This is a genomic window from Chimaeribacter californicus (assembly GCF_002858675.1).
Lineage (GTDB): Bacteria > Pseudomonadota > Gammaproteobacteria > Enterobacterales > Enterobacteriaceae > Chimaeribacter > Chimaeribacter californicus.
This window is the reverse complement of the sequence record NZ_PJZF01000004.1, coordinates 1-17,303: the sequence shown is the minus strand read 5'-3', so window position 1 is coordinate 17,303 and position 17,303 is coordinate 1. Positions and strand designations below refer to the sequence as shown.

At 58.3% G+C, this 17,303-nt stretch carries 13 protein-coding genes; 7 read left to right on the top strand and 6 right to left on the bottom strand.

All coding sequences use genetic code 11. The features are described from left to right. Positions 1 to 38: 38 nt before the first annotated feature. Positions 39 to 2,342 (bottom strand): TonB-dependent siderophore receptor, encoded by a 2,304-nt coding sequence (locus CYR55_RS06370; protein WP_101815321.1) that lies wholly within the window; start codon positions 2,340 to 2,342, stop codon positions 39 to 41. A 258-nt stretch (positions 2,343 to 2,600) separates the two neighbouring features. Between CYR55_RS06370 and CYR55_RS06365 the strand changes: the two genes are divergently transcribed. Continuing rightward, positions 2,601 to 3,008 (top strand): ASCH domain-containing protein, encoded by a 408-nt coding sequence (locus tag CYR55_RS06365; protein WP_101815320.1) that lies wholly within the window; start codon positions 2,601 to 2,603, stop codon positions 3,006 to 3,008. 24 nt (positions 3,009 to 3,032) lie between these two features. Beyond that, entirely contained in the window at positions 3,033 to 3,563 is a 531-nt protein-coding gene (locus CYR55_RS06360) for a GNAT family N-acetyltransferase (protein ID WP_101815319.1), read from the top strand. A 9-nt stretch (positions 3,564 to 3,572) separates the two neighbouring features. Here CYR55_RS06360 and CYR55_RS06355 read toward each other — a convergent pair whose 3' ends face one another. The 5 genes from CYR55_RS06355 to CYR55_RS06335 all read right to left on the bottom strand — a co-directional run bounded on the left by CYR55_RS06355 (position 3,573) and on the right by CYR55_RS06335 (position 8,581). Continuing rightward, a complete protein-coding gene (locus CYR55_RS06355; protein WP_101815318.1) occupies positions 3,573 to 4,289 on the bottom strand; it encodes an ABC transporter ATP-binding protein in 717 nt (238 codons plus the stop codon). Next, positions 4,286 to 5,158 (bottom strand): ABC transporter ATP-binding protein, encoded by an 873-nt coding sequence (locus tag CYR55_RS06350; protein ID WP_101815317.1) that lies wholly within the window; start codon positions 5,156 to 5,158, stop codon positions 4,286 to 4,288. The genes CYR55_RS06355 and CYR55_RS06350 overlap by 4 nt, the downstream gene beginning before the upstream one ends. Further along, positions 5,155 to 6,441, bottom strand: a complete 1,287-nt coding sequence (livM, locus tag CYR55_RS06345) for a high-affinity branched-chain amino acid ABC transporter permease LivM (RefSeq protein ID WP_101815316.1) — start codon at positions 6,439 to 6,441, stop codon at positions 5,155 to 5,157. The genes CYR55_RS06350 and livM overlap by 4 nt, the downstream gene beginning before the upstream one ends. A 9-nt stretch (positions 6,442 to 6,450) precedes the next feature. Further along, positions 6,451 to 7,368 carry an ABC transporter permease subunit gene (locus CYR55_RS06340; RefSeq protein ID WP_101815315.1) on the bottom strand — a complete coding sequence of 306 codons (918 nt, stop codon included), beginning with the start codon at positions 7,366 to 7,368 and terminating at the stop codon, positions 6,451 to 6,453. Positions 7,369 to 7,462: 94 nt separating this feature from the next. Next, on the bottom strand, positions 7,463 to 8,581 hold the full coding sequence (locus tag CYR55_RS06335) for a branched-chain amino acid ABC transporter substrate-binding protein (RefSeq protein WP_101815314.1): 1,119 nt from the start codon (positions 8,579 to 8,581) through the stop codon (positions 7,463 to 7,465). 791 nt (positions 8,582 to 9,372) lie between these two features. Between CYR55_RS06335 and CYR55_RS06330 the strand changes: the two genes are divergently transcribed. The 5 genes from CYR55_RS06330 to CYR55_RS06310 all read left to right on the top strand — a co-directional run bounded on the left by CYR55_RS06330 (position 9,373) and on the right by CYR55_RS06310 (position 17,123). Continuing rightward, the gene (locus tag CYR55_RS06330) at positions 9,373 to 9,834 is read left to right on the top strand and encodes a YsnF/AvaK domain-containing protein (protein ID WP_338153006.1); all 462 of its coding nucleotides are present in this window, start codon (positions 9,373 to 9,375) and stop codon (positions 9,832 to 9,834) included. A 74-nt stretch (positions 9,835 to 9,908) separates the two neighbouring features. After that, positions 9,909 to 10,961 carry a YsnF/AvaK domain-containing protein gene (locus CYR55_RS06325; protein WP_101815312.1) on the top strand — a complete coding sequence of 351 codons (1,053 nt, stop codon included), beginning with the start codon at positions 9,909 to 9,911 and terminating at the stop codon, positions 10,959 to 10,961. A 1,013-nt stretch (positions 10,962 to 11,974) separates the two neighbouring features. Then, positions 11,975 to 13,078: a hypothetical protein gene (locus CYR55_RS06320; RefSeq protein ID WP_101815311.1), complete on the top strand. Its 1,104-nt coding sequence runs from the start codon at positions 11,975 to 11,977 to the stop codon at positions 13,076 to 13,078. An 817-nt stretch (positions 13,079 to 13,895) separates the two neighbouring features. Continuing rightward, positions 13,896 to 16,289, top strand: coding sequence for a glucose/quinate/shikimate family membrane-bound PQQ-dependent dehydrogenase (locus tag CYR55_RS06315; RefSeq protein ID WP_101815310.1), 2,394 nt, complete (start codon positions 13,896 to 13,898; stop codon positions 16,287 to 16,289). A gap of 132 nt (positions 16,290 to 16,421) precedes the next feature. Continuing rightward, positions 16,422 to 17,123: a DAPG hydrolase family protein gene (locus CYR55_RS06310; RefSeq protein ID WP_101815562.1), complete on the top strand. Its 702-nt coding sequence runs from the start codon at positions 16,422 to 16,424 to the stop codon at positions 17,121 to 17,123. Positions 17,124 to 17,303: the final 180 nt, after the last annotated feature.

Below are 17,303 nucleotides of genomic sequence, written 5' to 3'. Positions count from 1 at the left end.
TCAGCCGGCTTTTTTTATGGGTGGGGAAACGTCGTTGATCAGAAGTGCGTGTTCAGCCCCATGTAATAGGTGCGGCCCGACTCGTTATAGGTGTTGGCCCCAGCCCCATACAGGTAAGCGTTGGTGGTGGTACTGCCGGTGGTCTGGGCGTTGCCTTCGCGGAAGTGGCGCTTGTCGAACAGGTTGTCGATGCCCAGCGTGACGCTGACATATTTGGTCACCTCGTAAGTGCCGCTCGCGCCCAGCAGGGAGTAGGGGCTGACTTTCCAGGTCTCGCTGCCGGTCACGGCCTCACCCTTGTAGTTGTACTTTTTCGGCGTCTGGCTGCCGTACCAGGTCAGGGTGGTTTGCAGCGAAAGCTGCTGCGTCGCCTGCCAGCTCAGCGTTGAGTTCAGCGTGTACTCCGGGATAACCGACAGACGATCGCCGGTGGTTTTGTTTTTGCTCTGCAACATATAGGTCAGGTTGTTATTCCACTGCACCGCGTCACTGAACGGGATATTCACCGTACCTTCCAGCCCTTCCACCACCGCTTTCGGCACATTCTCCCATTTGTAGACATCCGTCGCGCCGTTGGTGGAGGTGCTGGTCGGCAAATAGCCGGCCTCAATCTTGTTGCGGTAATCATTGCGGAACCAGGTAATGCCCGCCTGATAGCCCTCATGCTTCCACTCCAGCCCGACTTCTTTATTGATGCTGGTTTCAGCACTCAGATCGCTGTTACCGACCAGGTAGCAACCGGCTGTGCTGGCCGGGCAGCCCTGGCCGCGGCTGTAGAGCAGGTAGTTGGGGTTGGTCTGGTAGAGGCTCGGCGCTTTATACGCGCGGGCGATGCCGAGTTTCAGGGTGACGTCGTCACTCAGCCCCTGCGACAGGTTCAGGGACGGGCTCCAGTTGTCGCCGACGATGCTGTGATGGTCAAAACGCAGCGCCGGGGTCAGCATGGTGCTGTCGGTCAGCTCGATGTTGTCTTCCGCAAACAGCGAGAAGATCTCGGCAGACGAGTAAGGGCTGCGGCCGGTACTGGCAATGCCGTCCACCGCACCGCCGGAGAGCGCCTGGGTGTTGGAGATACCGTCTTTCATCCGCTGCTGGTTCCACTCGGTGCCGAAGGTGGCAGTCTGGTTGACCCAGAGTTCAAACGGAATGCTGATCTCACTGTGCAGCAGCACATCATCCAGCTGGATTGAGGAGAAGCCGTCATCCGAGAAGATCCCCTCGGTGCCGCCTGCCAGCCCTTCGTTCATGCGGGAGTTGCGGGTGTTCTCATACTGGGCGTAGTTCTTGGTGCTGATGCCGTTGTCCCAGGCACCGTTCCATTTCACGGCGAAATTCTGGCGATAGAGCCGGTTGGTCTCTTTGCCGTAGTTTTCTTCCACCAGCGCGTTGGTGTTGGTGTTCTGGGTATCCCCGGCGTAGAGGTTGCCCTGGCGGCTGTAGCCCGCTTCAAACTCCAGTGACTGCATCGGCGCAAAGGCCCAGTGGATCATGGCGTTGATGTCTTTGTTCACCGAGCCCTCACGCCCGGCCGGGACAGAACCGGCATAGCTGCCGGTGCGCGGTGCCTCATGCCCCTGATTGATGTAGAGCGCGTCCGCCTGGGTTTTCGCCAGCCCGCCATACAGGCGGAAGGTGACGTCATCCCCCAGCGGGCCGGAGAGGCTGAAGTTGGTGCGTTTGGTCGCGCCCTCTTCGTCATGCTGCGGCACATTAAAGTAGGTGTTCCAGCTGCCGTGCCATTCCGGCGTATCTTTTTTGGTGATGATGTTGACGACGCCACCCGCCGCGCCGTTGCCGTAGCGGGCGGCAGCCGGGCCGCGGATCACCTCGATATGGTCGATCATCTCCGGCGGCACCCAGTTGCTGTCACCGCGCGTGTCCCGTTCGCCGCGCCAGCCCAGGCGCACAGAATTGCGGCTGGTGACCGGCACATCATCAATCAGGATCAGGGTGTTTTCCGGCCCCATGCCGCGGATGTCGATCTGGCGGTTGTTGCCGCGCTGGCCGCTGGTGGAGTTGCCGGTCAGGTTGACGCCCGGCATGGTGCGGATGATTTCAGAGACATCCCGCGCCGGGGGGCGTTTTTTAATCTCGTCGGCGGTAATGGTGGAGACACCCGGCGCTTGCAGCGTCTGCTCGGCGGCGGTCACCAGCATGGTGTCTCCGCTGTCACCGGCGGCGGGGTCGGCAGCAGCGGCATCCGCCGCAACGGCCTGGGTGGTGATGTTGTGTTGATCCACCGGCGTGCTGTGCTCCGCCGCCTGGGTGTTCCCTGCCAGAATTAAGGTGCTGATGCCTGCATTAATCAGCAGTGCTAAAGGGTGACGCGTCATTGTTTTCATTTTTGCTTTCCCGGCTGAACCGGTTCCTTCGGCCATCAGCCGGGACGGTTCTGAGCGCTATCAATATTTAACCAATTTGTTATTTTCCCTTTCCCCTGGGAACGGGTAACCTCTTGAAAACCTGTTAACCCTGCAACAACAGGACAGGGGTTTTCACAGGCTGCAACACACTATTTCAAATACAAATAATTATCAATAACATTATCAATTGAGAATTATTCATGTTTTGGCGTTTTGACAGGCAGAGGAACCGCAAGAATGAGCAACGAACACTACCCGCAGGCCAACCATTTCAGTTTCGGCGACTCCCCGGCGATGGCCGATCAGCTTCTGGCACTGGTGCTGGCAGGGAAAAAACGCGCCACCTGCGGCGCACTGCAATCCTATTACGACGACAACGACCCGCTGCCGCAGGCCGGTGAAATCAATGTGATTGAAGACGGCCGCGGCCGCCCGGCCTGCGCGATCGAGATCAAAGAAGTCTCTATCCTGCGTTACTGCGACGTGCCGGAAGCGTTCGCACTGGCGGAAGGGGAAGGCACTTTTGAGGAGTGGAAAGAGGAGCACCGGAACTTTTTCACCCGTACCGGGGAATTCAGCGAAGAGATGAAACTGGTCTGCCTGCGGTTTGAGGTGATCGAGGTGTTTGACGCGTCGGCCGCGTAATTTATTGTTGATGAAGGAATTATCATGGATGCATTGGTTCCGGTGATCGCCACCGATCGTCTGGTGTTACGCGGGCATACGCTGGCGGATGCCGCCGGCCAGGCGGAATTATGGGCAAATGAAAATGTGACGCGGTTTATCGGTGACGGCGGCCCCTCCACTACCGAGGAGAGCTGGAGCCGTCTGCTGCGTTATGCCGGGCACTGGCACATGCTGGGATTTGGTTACTGGGCGGTGGAGGAGCGGGTCAGCGGGTGCTATATCGGCTGCACCGGGTTTGCGGATTATCAGCGGGCATTAACCCGTGATGTCAGCGGCATGGCGGAGATGGGCTGGACGTTTCTGCCCGCGTTCCATGGCCGAGGGTATGCCGCCGAAGCGGTGCAGGCCGCACAGGCGTGGGCGGCGGAGAATCTGAAAAAACCCATTTTCTGCATGATCAACCCGGATAACCAGCCGTCGATCCGGCTGGCGCTGAAAGCCGGTTTCATCCCGGATGGCGAAGACCAGTACCACGGCCGCCCGGTCAACCTCTACGCCTGCCGGGCGGGGTAAGGGCAGCGCTTAGCCGCCGCCAAGGTAAGCTTTGCGCACCTCCTGGTTTTGCAGCAACTCGCTGCCGCTGCCGGTCAGGCGGATCTGGCCGGTCGCCATCACGTAGCCCCGGTCAGACAGCTTCAGCGCATGGTTGGCGTTCTGCTCCACCAGAAACAGCGTCATGCCGCTTTGGGTCAATTCCCGCAGGATCGAGAAAATCTGCTTTACCACAATCGGTGCCAGCCCCAGGCTTGGTTCATCCAGCAGTAACAGCTTCGGGCGGCTCATCAGGGCGCGGGCAATCGCCAGCATCTGTTGCTCGCCGCCGGAGAGGGTCATCGCCCGCTGGGCGCGCCGCTCCTCCAGCCGGGGAAACAGCGCAAACATCCGCGCCAGATCCTCTTTCACATAGCGGTTGCCGACCGGGATGGTGCCCATCAGCAGATTCTCCTCCACGCTCATATCCGGGAAAATCCGCCGCCCCTCCGGCGACTGGGCAATGCCGTTGCTGGCGATAAAGTGGGTGGAGCGGCGGCTGATGGGCTCACCGCGATAGAAAATCTCCCCGGCGGCAATCCGGGGCTGGCCAAAAATCGACATCAGCAGCGTTGATTTGCCCGCGCCGTTGGCCCCAATCAGTGACACCGTCTCGCCTTCCTGCACCGTCAGCGAGACATTTTTCAGCGCCTGCACCGGCCCGTAAAACACATCCACATTGCGGAACTCCAGCATCACATCCTTCACGCGGCGTCCTCCTCGTCGGTACCCAGATAGGCAGCAATCACCCGGTCATCGTGCTGGATCTGCTGCGGCGTACCGCGCGCAATCACATCGCCGTGGTCAAGCACGATAACGTGATCGGAAATCTCCATCACCATGCCCATATCATGCTCGATCAGCAAAATGGTGAGGCCGTGCTGCTGACGCAAAAAACGGATGATGCGGCTCAGCGCGACGGTCTCCACCGGGTTCAGCCCGGCGGCCGGTTCATCCAGGCAGAGCATCTCCGGCTGGGTACACATGGCACGGGCGATCTCCAGCCGCCGCTGCTGGCCATAAGAGAGCGTCCCGGCCAGCCGGTTGGCGCAGTCCACCAGATCCACCACCTCCAGCCAGTAGAACGCCTGATCGATCGCGCGGTTTTCGGCGTGGCGGTAGCCCGGCGTATTGAGGATGCCCGCCAGCAGGTTGCGGTTGGCGCGCATATGTTGCGCCACCAGCAGGTTCTCCACCACTGACAGCTCGCGGAACAGCCGGATATTCTGGAAGGTGCGCGCCAGCCCGGCCCGGTTAACCAGATGGGTACCGCCAAACATTTTGTACCAGAGGCGGCGGCCGAGCCGGGCGGGGTGAATCAGATCGCCGGGGCGCAACGCTTCGCCCAGGATCTCAATCACGTCCGTGGCACGTTTGCCGGTATGCAGCCGGATGTGGCCGCCGGTGGCGCGGTAAAAACCGGTCAGGCAGTTGAATACCGTGGTTTTGCCCGCGCCGTTGGGGCCGATAAGCGCCGTAATCGAGCCGCGGTCGACATCCAGGCTCACATCATTCAGGGCTTTAATGCCGCCAAAGTGCATCATTAAACGCTCAACATGCAGGATTTTATCACTCAAGGGGCGACTCCTTTGCGCACGGCAAACCCACTGCGGCTGGTGCGCACCAGCCCGCGCGGCCGCCAGATCATCATCAGCACCATCAGCACCCCAAACAGCAGCACCCGGTATTCGGCAAAACTGCGCAGCAGCTCCGGCGCGACGGTCAGCACAAAGGCCGCCAGCACCACGCCGAGCGTGGAACCCATGCCGCCCAGCACCACAATCGCCAGGATCAACGCCGACTCGAAGAAGGTAAACGAGGTCGGGTTCACGAAGCCCTGATAGCTGGCGAAAAACACCCCGGCCAGCCCGGCGGTGGAGGCACCGAGCATAAAGGCGGAGAGTTTCACCAGCACATGGTTAAGCCCCAGTGACCGGCAGGCGATCTCATCCTCACGCAGCGCTTCCCAGGCGCGGCCGATCGGCATCCGGGTCAGCCGGTGTTTGATGTAGAGCACCAGCAATACCACCAGGCAGAGCACCGCATAGATAAAGATAAATTTGAGGTTAGGGTTGTAGGTGATGCCGAGGAACTCATGGATCGGCGTGCCGCCCTCCCGCGCACGGCGGCCGAACTCCAGGCCAAAAAAGGTCGGGGCAGGCACGGAGATGCCGTTCGGGCCGCCGGTCACCGCCAGCCAGTTGTTCAGCACCAGCCGGATAATCTCCCCAAAACCCAGGGTGACAATCGCCAGGTAGTCGCCGTGCATCCGCAACACCGGGAACCCGAGCAGCGCCCCGGCGCTGGCCGCCAGCAAGGCCGACAGCGGCAGCATTGACCAGAACCCCAGCCCGAGGTGCTGGTAACCCAGCGCCAGCCCATAGGCCCCAATCGCGTAAAAGGCGACGTAGCCGAGGTCAAGCAGCCCGGCCAGCCCGACCACAATGTTCAGCCCCAGCCCGAGCAGCACATAGATCAGGCCGAGAATTGCTACCGTCAGCAGGTATTTGGTGGCGACAAACGGGAACAGCGCCGCCAGCACCAGCAGCAGCGGGATTATCCAGCGCAGCCGCGAACGGTGGCCCGCCTGCTGCACATAGACGCCCTGATCCGCGCCCTCAAAGTTTGCCGCGATGCGCCGCCCGCGCTGGCTTTGCCACAGCAGGCTCAGCAGCAGGCGGCCCACCATCACCACCGCGACAATCACCGCCACCCGCCGTGGCTCGGTGTGGTACTGGTAGCCGTCCAGCACCACCCCCACCACCGGGCCGAACACCACCAGCGCAATCAGCCCGGCGATCACCACATCGAGCAGGCTCTGTTTCAACGTCACGCCCGCGGCGTGTTGTGTCTGCGTCATATCCGCTCCTCAGACCTTGGCGACCAGCGGCCGCCCCAGCAGCCCCTGCGGGCGGAAAATCAGGATCACCACCAGCAACGCGAAGGAGAACACGTCCTTGTAGTCAGAATTCACCAGCCCGGCGAATTGCGCCTCCGAGACGCCCAGCAGCAACCCGCCCAGCATGGCACCCGGCAGCGAACCGATGCCGCCCAGCACGGCGGCGGTAAATGCCTTGATGCCGATGATAAAGCCCGCGTAGAAATCAAAGGTGCCGTAGTTCAGCGTGATCAGCACCCCGGCCAGCCCGGCCATCGCCGCGCCAATCACAAACACCAGCGAGATCACGCGGTCGGTGTTGATGCCGAGAATCGACGCCATTTTGCGGTCCTGCTGGGTGGCGCGGCAGATGCGCCCGAGCCGGGTGTACTGGATAACCCAGGTCAGGATCGCCATCCCGGCCAGGGACGCCACCAGGATAAAGACTTTGGTGTAGGTCAATTGCACCATGCCGTCGCCCAGGTGCAGGCGGATCGCGCCGCTCAACAGGGTCGGGATGCCTTGCTGGTTCGGCCCCTGGCTGAGCTGCGCGTAGTTTTGCAGGATTAATGACATGCCGATGGCGGAGATCAGCGGTGCCAGGCGGGTGGAGTTACGCAGCGGCCGGTAGGCGATACGCTCAATCACCCAGCCATACACGCCGGTGACCACCAGCGTAAACACCAGCGTGCCGAGCATCAGCAGCGGGAAAGAGTGCAGCCCGAACGAGGAGAGCAGCGCCAGCGCGATGGCGCACAGATAGGCGGAGATCATATACACCTCGCCGTGGGCGAAGTTAATCATGCCGATAATGCCGTACACCATGGTGTAGCCGATGGCGATAAGCCCATAGACTGCGCCCAGCGTCAGGCCATTCAACAGCTGTTGCACAAAGAAAGCGTCATTCATAAGAGATTCCTGCGGTTCAGCAGGCCGCCGGGGCCTGAAAGGCGTGTGCAGAGGCCCGCTAACCGCACGGGCCGGGGTAGGTCAGAACGCAGGATCAGAGCTGGTGGTAGTGGCCTTTGTCATCCCACTGGTACACCACATAGTCCGATTGTTTCAGGTCGCCTTTGCTGTCCCAGGCTTTTTTGCCCATCACCGTATCGACGCTGTGCGATTTCAGCCACTCGCTGGCTTTGGCGCTGTCAGGGCCGCCCACGGCCTTAAAGGCGGCGGCAATCGCCTGTACTGAGGCGTAGGAGTAGAGGGTGTAGCCTTCCGGCTCGAAGCCCCCGGCGCGGAATTTCTCAATCACGGCTTTGCCTTCCGGAATGGTGCGCGGGTCTTTGCCGAAGGTCATCAGCACGCCGTTGGTGTATTGCGGGCCACCGGCCGCCGTGACCATCTCTTCCGTGACCACGCAGTCACCGGAGAAGAATTTCGCCTCCACGCCCTGTTCACGCATCTGGCGCACCAGCGGCCCCGCTTCCGGGTGGCAGCCGCCGAAGTAGACCACATCCGGTTTCAGGGCGCCGATTTTGGTCACCAGCGCGTTGAAATCCTTTTCGCCGCGTGACAGCCCTTCATACAGCACGGCGTTGGTGCCGTGTTGTTTCAACGCCGCGCGGGTGGCGTCCGCCAGCCCCTGGCCGTAGGTGTCTTTGTCATGGATAACCACGACTTTTGACGCTTTCAGTTTGTCGAACATGTAGTTGGCGGCGACAGCACCCTGCTGGTCGTCCCGGCCGCACATGCGGAACATGCCGGTCATGCCGCGCTCGGTGATCTGCGGGTTGGTGGAGCCTGGGGTGATGCTGATGATCCCCGCTTCGTCATACACTTCGGACGCGGGCATGGTCGAGGAGGAGCAGAAGTGGCCGACCACCGCCGCCACATGGGATTGGTCCACCAGCCGGTTGGCAACCGCCACCGCCTGTTTCGGCTCGCAGGCGTCATCGCCCTGCACCAGGGTAATCTTCTCGCCGTTGATGCCCCCGGCGGCGTTGATGTCCTCTGCGGCCTGCGACGCGCCTTTCCAGTATTGCGCGCCGTAGGTGGCATTCGGCCCGGAGAACGGCCCGGCCACGCCAATCACAATATCTGCCTGAGCGGAGAATGCCGCCATGCAACAACCCGAGAGCAACGCCATCAGAGGGAGTTTAATCAGTGTCCTGGACATGGTTGAATTCCTTAGCACAAAAAAGTGAAACGCCTGACTGCGGCGCGGGAAAGTTCACATTGTCAGTCATCACAGCATGACGCGCGATCCGTGTTGATAGCGCAACGGTGAGTAAGCAAGAACCCCGCCATCTCGCCGGTTCGCCTGAAAATAGCGGCCGGTAGAACACGGGGCAGGGTATCCCGGCGGGGGCCGGGCAGGGACGATCGTCCTCGGGGCAGTAGAGGAATCGTGATCGCGTCCGTCGCGATCCTGCCTGGGCATAAAGCTCTCCAAACCTAGCCGAGCCGATGGGAATTTTGCACTGCGAGAAAACAAAAGCGTGAAGCCGGTTAAAAAATCGCCTTGTTTTGGTGCGTTTTTGTTCACTTACGCACTTTTCTTCCGGCCCGCCCGCTTCAGCTTGTGCACATTTACAGCAATTGCGTTGCGTAACCCGGAAGTGTATCGCCGGGAAGCCTACTATGAATGTAAATAAATTTTTCAGTGATGCAGCGCTCTATTCTGAGAAAATCCTGGCGCTATTTCTGCAACGTATTTATTTGAAAGCATTTTTCTAAAAACAGGACGCGAATAGCCGACAAATTCATCACTAGGAATAACCTTAAAACCCCAGAAAAATAGCCTTTCCGCCTGTCGTCCGCAGCATCCTGTACTACAGTTAATTCCTGTGTAGGCAAGATATTTATCTGGTTTTATCGGATAGGCAAACGTTAAATGCTTATTTAAGAGATATGTAAAGCTAAATTGATTATATATCCCCGGCCACCGCCGGGAAATAAAACCAGGCAATATGGCCGGTAGTAAAAGAAAGGGAGTTAATGATGACCAGGAAACCAACGCATGCAAAAGAGGGTGCTTCACGTAAGGACCACGAGGTTCAGGAAGCGTTAATTCCCCTCGCGCAAGAGCAGCTTGATGTCTCCAAGGAAAAGGTTGTCAAAGGCCGAGTAACCGTGACCCGGAAAACTGTGCTTCATGAGCAGCCGATTGAGGAGCTGCTTAATAAAGAACAGGTTGAGGTGAAGCGTATTCCCAAAGGAGAAAGGGTAGACGTTATTCCCGCCATCCGTGAGGAGAACGGCGTCACGATTATTCCGGTGGTCGAAGAGGAGATTGAGGTCATACGTCGCCTGGTGCTCAGGGAGGAGCTTCATATTAAAAAGGTCACTACACAACAGCCGTTTCAGGATAGCGTGACGCTTCGCCGTCAGGAAGTCTCTATTGATCGGCAGGAAGATGATGAGAAGTAATACCGTCTTCCCATTATTTATTTTATCGCTAACGCACAAGACCAATAATCGCTAACGCAAGAGAGGAAAATATCATGGCACACGAAAAAATCGTTACCTTATTTGATACGACTCAACAAGCCGAGGCAGCGCGTAAAAATCTTATTAAAGCCGGGTTTGCTGAGCATGAAATCAGCCTGATCACCGGTGAGAACCTGAAACATGAAGGGAAAGCGATCCGTCACCCGAGCATCTGGCAGCGCCTGTTCGGTGATACCGTTGAGGATGATTACGCAGAAGTGTATACCCGTGCGATGGATACCGGCGGCGTCATCCTGACCCTGCGCGCAGATGAAGATGACACTGCCCGTGCCATGGCTATCCTTGACCGCCACCAGGCCGTTGATGTGCCGTCCCGCCGCAATGGGGTTGAAACCCCGGCGCTGGGTGCCACAGAAAACCGTGACGCTATCCATACCTCGCTGACCGGTGATGAGTCTGAAGAAGAGATCCTGCGCCTGGCCGAAGAGAACCTGGAAGTCGGTAAGCGTCTGGTGAAAGAGGGGTCTACCCGTGTCCGCCGTTATGTCACCACCGAAGACGTGAAAGCCGAAGTCGCACTTCATGAACAACATGCTGACATCTTCCGCCGTGCCGTTGATGAGCCGGCCTACCTGAATGACATCGACTGGTCTGAAAAAGTCGTAGAGGTCACCGAAACCCATGAGCAACCGGTTGTCAATAAAACGGCCAAAATCGTTGAGGAAGTGGTGGTTCGTAAAGACGAAAGCAGCCGTGTCGAAACCATCAACGACACCGTACGACGCCAGAACGTAGAGGTTGAGCATGTCGATGCTGACCGCGACCTGGCCGCAGGCGGCGTGACCGGTACCACTGGCGTGACCGGCACCACCGGTGTCACCGGGGCGGCTGGTGTCACCGGCACCACCGGTGCCGCCAAACCGACCGGCACCACCAGCCCGCTGGGCAGTACCGATCCGCTGCTGAATAAAGACCCGCTGGGTAATAAAAAGCCACTGGAAAATAATGATCCGCTGGCCAGTCGTGACCCGGTCAGTGACATCACGAAAAATGCGACCTCAAGTACTACAACGCCAAACAGCGTCACCAATAACCCGAAAAAATAAGGGTATTGATGACCCACGATAAGCCTTTCTGTGTCTAAGAACGCGCTTTATCAGAAAGCCACCCGTAAGGGTGGCTTTTTCTATGCCTGCCTGATTATCCGTGCCTGATGGTGGCAGAGGCTTTTGCCGCAACCATTAGCGGTAATGCTTGGAAATAAGCCGCCATTTACCCTCAACCCAGGCAAATGGCTTCTGGCTTTTATCCGAAAAAATAGCCGGCATCCCGGTTTTCCCCTGTTAAAAATTCAGCAATCTTTCAGCACCATTGATTATTGGTATCACAGTATTGATGCGTGCCTGGCTGCATGGGCTTATACATCAGGTAATAAATTAGCCGGGAAAGTTTTATTTCACTGAACCCAGCCTCAACAGTCCTGCTATTTCATTTGCCGGGTGGGAAATTATGCGTTTAGACGCATGCTGCCTGTCTGTTACAGGTGAAAATAGCAACGTTGGCAAGGTGATTTTCTGCGCGGCATCTGCGCAAGTGAGGTGAAATGAGCTAACCCTTGCCTTATTTTGCCTGTTAAATGAGCAGTATGAGTGAAATTTCACTTCATAACCGGTTAAAGCGGCTGAAGAGTGGGGGCGGGGTGTGGGTATAACCCTGACCCGGTTTTATTAATATTGTGAAAGTAAATCCCCATGGCCGGAGAATATAAAAAGGTAAAATAGGAGTGTTCTTGTAGACAAATTACTTGCCAGGTTAAGTTTAATTTCGTTAATTTACCCCCGTCATCAACGGCCTTCCTCTCGATTTCTTAACCAGGGAAGACGAAAGAAGCGCGTATTTACCGGCGCACTTTCCCGACCAAAAGAAATAGTGAACAGTGTCTTTTATATAAGACCTCCCGATGCCGGCAATTAACCACCGGCATGATGTCAGGAATGGCTTTATGTTCAGAAGCGGCAGAAGCGCAGGCAGGAGTGCGCGGTGCCTGTGATTACCCTTTTAACTGATTACCCTTTAAAACAGTGTGAATTAAACATCTATTTCTTGGCGAGGAACTCTTATGAATCTGCACACAGCTGCGTCAGCCGGAATGTCTGTTTCCGACTCTTTTCAGGTAGACGGTGAGTATACGGTCTCCACACAGGCGGTTACGCCGGTGTTTATCGGCTGCTTTGCCCCTAAAGAGGCGACAAGCGGCATGACCCTGACCCGCGTGACCGATCTGCAGGACTTCTCCCGCCAGTTTTTGGGTGGCAACAGCAATGACCTGTTACAGGCGGACATCCGTGACCTGCCGGTGATGGTCTCTGTTAAAGGCTATGAGCAGAGCATTAACTTCGTCCTGAACCCGTACACGCTGTTTGTCCAGCAGGCGATCATGAACTGGCAGGACAGCTCCCTGAGCCTGAACTACAGCGAAGATGAGCTGTTGGGCATGGCAGCCGAAGCGGATGCCGCGCTGCCGGCCAACGCAGGCTTTATGGCCGAGATGCTGGAGCAGGTGAGCAACCAGTACCTGACCAGCTACTACGCAGTGCGCCACTACTTTGAGAATGGCGGCACCACCTGCTACCTGCTCTCGGTCGGCAACCCGGAGCAGGTGGACATCCAGACCGTGGCCGAGATGATCGCCTGGCAGCCGGAAATTGACCTGACCTGCTCACTGCTGGATGCGGCCTATAACCCTGCGTTGCAGGCCGCCCTGCCGGTGCAGGCACCGCTGTTTGAAGTGAACCAGACCCAGCACGGCCAGGCGACCCACGCCCAGGGCAAAGATGAGATCTGCCTGTTCGACCCGCGTGATGAACGCAGCGTGGCGCTGTTTATGCTCACCGACGGTGAAAATGACCCGGTGCCGATGACCCTGGCAGAGTTGCGTACCCAACAGCCGGCGCTGGCCGAACAGGTACGCGGCCGCCTCAGCGCGGTGTCGCTGCCGGTGCTGTTGCCGCTGGCCGCCGCGCAACTGGGCAGTTACTGCCAGCTGGCCAATGCCCAGGGCAGCCGCACCGGGCTGGTGATGAAAGAGATGCCGTTGTCCGGCATCCGGGCGCTGTTTGACCAGCATGGCCTGCCGCTGACCATCACCCCCCCCGCTGACGATCTGGCCCGCCTGATGACCACCGTACAGCCGCAGGCAGAACTCAGCCACTGCGCCGCCTGAGCCGGATGCCCCCCCGCCAATAGCCTTAATGTTGTTATTGGCATCCGCCCGCCGCCGGGCTTTTTACCCGCGGCGGGCTTTTTATTTTCAACTATCTGACTATTACATAACCAATTCGTAACAAAAAACTTGAGAACTTAAAACAGAGAGCAGAGAATATGCGCGCCGCCTCCTTCTGCGGAGGAGTTCCCCAGAACAGGGCGGTGGATCAGGCCGGATAGCCACCTATATTCCGGCAACCAGAATAATCTCTCGTTATCCTGCCGTTAAGGCCGGATAAACGGCGGTGCGGCCTGCGCGCGTTACGTTACCGGCACCCTCTATTGCTCGCCTTGTTGTGCCCTTAACCGGGCCGCAGGCCGCACGGGAGACCTTCAGCAACCCGCTTGCCGGTCGCTGGGATGCAGGCACGTTTCCCCGATACACAGCGAAATATCGTCGCAACGTTCCCCACATTTTTCTGGTTGCCGCCCGGCGACAGCCGTAATTGGCAGCATAAATTCTGCACAGACACCCACTTAAGCCGCCATTTTGCTGAATACCGGCTAATGTTTTAAGCAGGGCAACAGAATTACGGCACCCAGATTGCCGTCATCGACGCCCGCCGCCGGACGATTTCAGGTCAACCGGTTTAGTGGTTTCTGTTGCGGTTTTGCGCTGATGCAGCTTGTCGCCGGCAACGAACCGGGTGCCTGCCTTGACCCCTCCGGGGCGGAAAGGACAGGCGCGGGGAGGAACGGCTGGAGGGTTCCGGCCGTTTGCAAGAGTTACCTTTCAGGTAACTCGATGATATAAAGACACTTTTAAGGTTAATATTATGCAAAGTAAAGCTTCGCTATCACGTACCCTCGTGATACTTACGGCTTTGTTCGCCGCGTTGAGCGGATTGTACTTCTTGATAGGTGGGATATGGCTGGCCACGATTGGTGGCTCCCTTTATTACATTGTTGCCGGTGTCGTGATGCTGGCGATGGCCTGGCTGCTCTATCGCCGTAAGGCCTCGGCCCTGATGCTTTATGCCGTGTTCCTGCTCGGCACACTCATCTGGTCGATCTGGGAAGTCGGTACCGACTTCTGGGCACTGACCCCGCGCCTGGATGTGGTGTTCTTCTTCGGCGTGTGGCTGGTGCTGCCGTTCATCTACCGTTACCTGACCGCCAAAAACGGCACGGCACGCGGTGCGCTGAGCGCAGTGCTGGTTGTCACCGTGCTGGCGCTGGCCTGGTCGGTGTTTAACGACCCGCAGGAGATCAACGGTACGCTGGACACCGCCAACCAACCGGCCCCGGCTGCTGAGCAAAACAGCTCCGGCATCCCGGCAGGTGACTGGCCGGCCTATGGCCGTACCCAGGGCGGTACCCGTTACTCCCCGCTGAACCAGATCAACGACAAAAACGTCGGTGAACTGAAAGAAGCCTGGACGTTCCGTACCGGCGACATGAAAAACGCCAACGACCCGGGTGAGATCACTGACGAAGTCACACCGATTAAAATCCGTGACATGCTTTACCTGTGTACGCCGCACCAGAAGCTGATTGCCCTGGATGCCGCGTCCGGTAAGCTGAAATGGCAGTTTGATCCGCAGCTGAAAACCAACCCGACCTTCCAGCACGTGACCTGCCGTGGTGTTTCTTACCACGAGACCCCGGCTGCCGCCCAGACGGCAACCGCAGGCGCTGCACCGGCCATCTGTTCCCGCCGCGTACTGCTGCCGGTGAACGACGGCCGCCTGTTCGCACTGGATGCGCAGACCGGCGAACGTTGCCCGGAATTCGGTAACAATGGCGAGCTGAACCTGCAAGCCAACATGCCGTATGCCACCCCAGGTGCTTACGAGCCGACTTCTCCGCCGGTGGTGACCGATCATGTGATCGTGATTGCCGGGGCAGTAACCGATAACTACTCCACCAAAGAGCCGTCCGGTGTTATCCGTGGCTTTGACGTGAACAGCGGTAAACTGCTGTGGGCCTTCGATACCGGCGCAGCCGATCCGAATGTCATCCCGGAAGGTGAGCAGCACTACACGCCGAACTCCCCGAACTCCTGGGCACCGGCGGCCTATGACGACAAACTGGATCTGGTCTACCTGCCGATTGGTGTGGCAACCCCGGACATCTGGGGCGGCAACCGCACCCCGGAGATGGAGCGTTTCGCAAGCGGCATGCTGGCGCTGAATGCTTCTACCGGTAAGCTGGCCTGGTTCTACCAGACCGTACACCATGACCTGTGGGATATGGACGTTCCGGCGCAGCCGACCCTGGCTGACATCACCAAAGATGGCCAGACCGTGCCGGTCATCTACGTACCGACCAAAACCGGTAATATCTTTGTGCTGGACCGCCGTGACGGCAAGCCGGTTGTTCCGGCCCCGGAAAAAGCGGTTCCGCAAGGCGCAGCGAAGGGCGACCACACCTCCCCGACCCAGCCGTTCTCTGACCTGACCTTCCGTCCGTCTGAGAACCTGAGCGGTAAAGACATGTGGGGCGCCACGATGTATGACCAGCTGGTCTGCCGCGTGATCTTCCACCGTATGCGTTATGAAGGCATCTTCACCCCGCCGTCTGAGCAAGGCACCCTGGTATTCCCAGGCAACCTGGGCATGTTCGAGTGGGGCGGTATCTCCGTGGATACTGACCGTCAGGTGGCGATTGCCAACCCGATGGCGCTGCCGTTCGTTTCGAAACTGATCCCGCGTGGCCCGAACAACCCGGCTGAGCCGGAATCAGGTGCCGGCGGCACCGGTTCTGAAGTTGGCGTTCAGCCGCAGTTCGGCGTGCCGTACGGCGTGACCCTGAACCCGTTCCTTTCTCCGTTTGGCCTGCCATGCAAACAACCGGCCTGGGGTTACATCTCCGCCGTGGATCTGAAAACCCATCAGATCGTCTGGAAGAAACGTGTGGGTACCGTCTATGACAACACCCCGCTGCCGCTGCCGTTCAAAATGGGTATGCCGATGCTGGGCGGCCCGGTCTCGACTGCCGGTAACGTCTTCTTCATGGCAGCCACCGCGGATAACTTCCTGCGTGCATTCAACATGAGCACCGGTGAGAAACTGTGGCAGGCACGTCTGCCGGCCGGTGGCCAGGCCACGCCGATGACGTATGAAGTCAACGGCAAGCAATACGTGGTGATTGCAGCCGGTGGCCATGGTTCGTTCGGCACCAAGCTGGGCGACTATGTCGTGGCTTACGCGCTGCCTGACAACAAATAACCGATGCTTTCTGTCGGCCAAAAGCCCCGCATTGCGGGGCTTTTTTTATGCCTGAAGCTTTTGCATTGACACTACGCACAGCTCTATTACACTCAATAAAGAAACGATAAACGTTTCCTAATTGAGGGGATGATGATGAACCGTAATCTGCAAGCAGCCTGGGATCTGCCCCAGGTGGCCGATATGCTGAACCCGGCACCGCTGATGCTGGAGATGGGCGTCACCCGTACCGGCGACGGGCGGCTGGTGGCGGCGGCCAGGGCCGATCTGCCGGGTTGCAAAGGGGAGATGATCGACTGGTGGTTCCGTTTTTTTGAAACCACCGAACACCTGAAGTGGTGGCATCCGGCCGATCATAAAAAGCATGACGGCTGGGACAGCCAATGGCAACGCAGGAAAAACTATATCGGCGCAACCATCAATGCGGTGGAGGCGCTGGGCGATATCCCGGCCACGGCGGCGCGCATTAAATTTCATCATCCCGCTGACTTCTTCGGCGCAGAGCCATACCAGCAGGCGCAGGCACAGGGCTGGGTTTCTGCGGCGGTGTGCGGCTGCATCGGCTTTGGGGATGAAGTCGCGCTGGATGATGACGCCAACCCGCTGGATGGCCGGATGATCCATGTAGTGCGTGACACTGCCTGGGGTTGCGTGCTGCGCAGCCGCTTTATCCTGGGTGAATCCTCATCGGATGCCGAACAACCGCTCCCGGACGCCATTGGCCTTGGCCTGATGCAACATTGCCATTGCGAATTTACCAGTCTGTCGAAATTCCTGCCGTCGCTGTTTTATGCGGAGAACGTGGAGAGCATCACGCCGCCGGAGTGGTGGTAGCGGGCGATTTTACCTTATAAAAAAGTCGCATGACGCGGCTTTTTTATTGGCAGAAAACGGTTATCAGGGTATGTCTGTGCCTGAAAGCGCTGCAAACCATGCGTCAGCGGTCAGGGAAAAGGCCAGACTGGCGGGCGCATTTTCCACATCATTTACCTTGCCGTAAAAATGCATACCCAT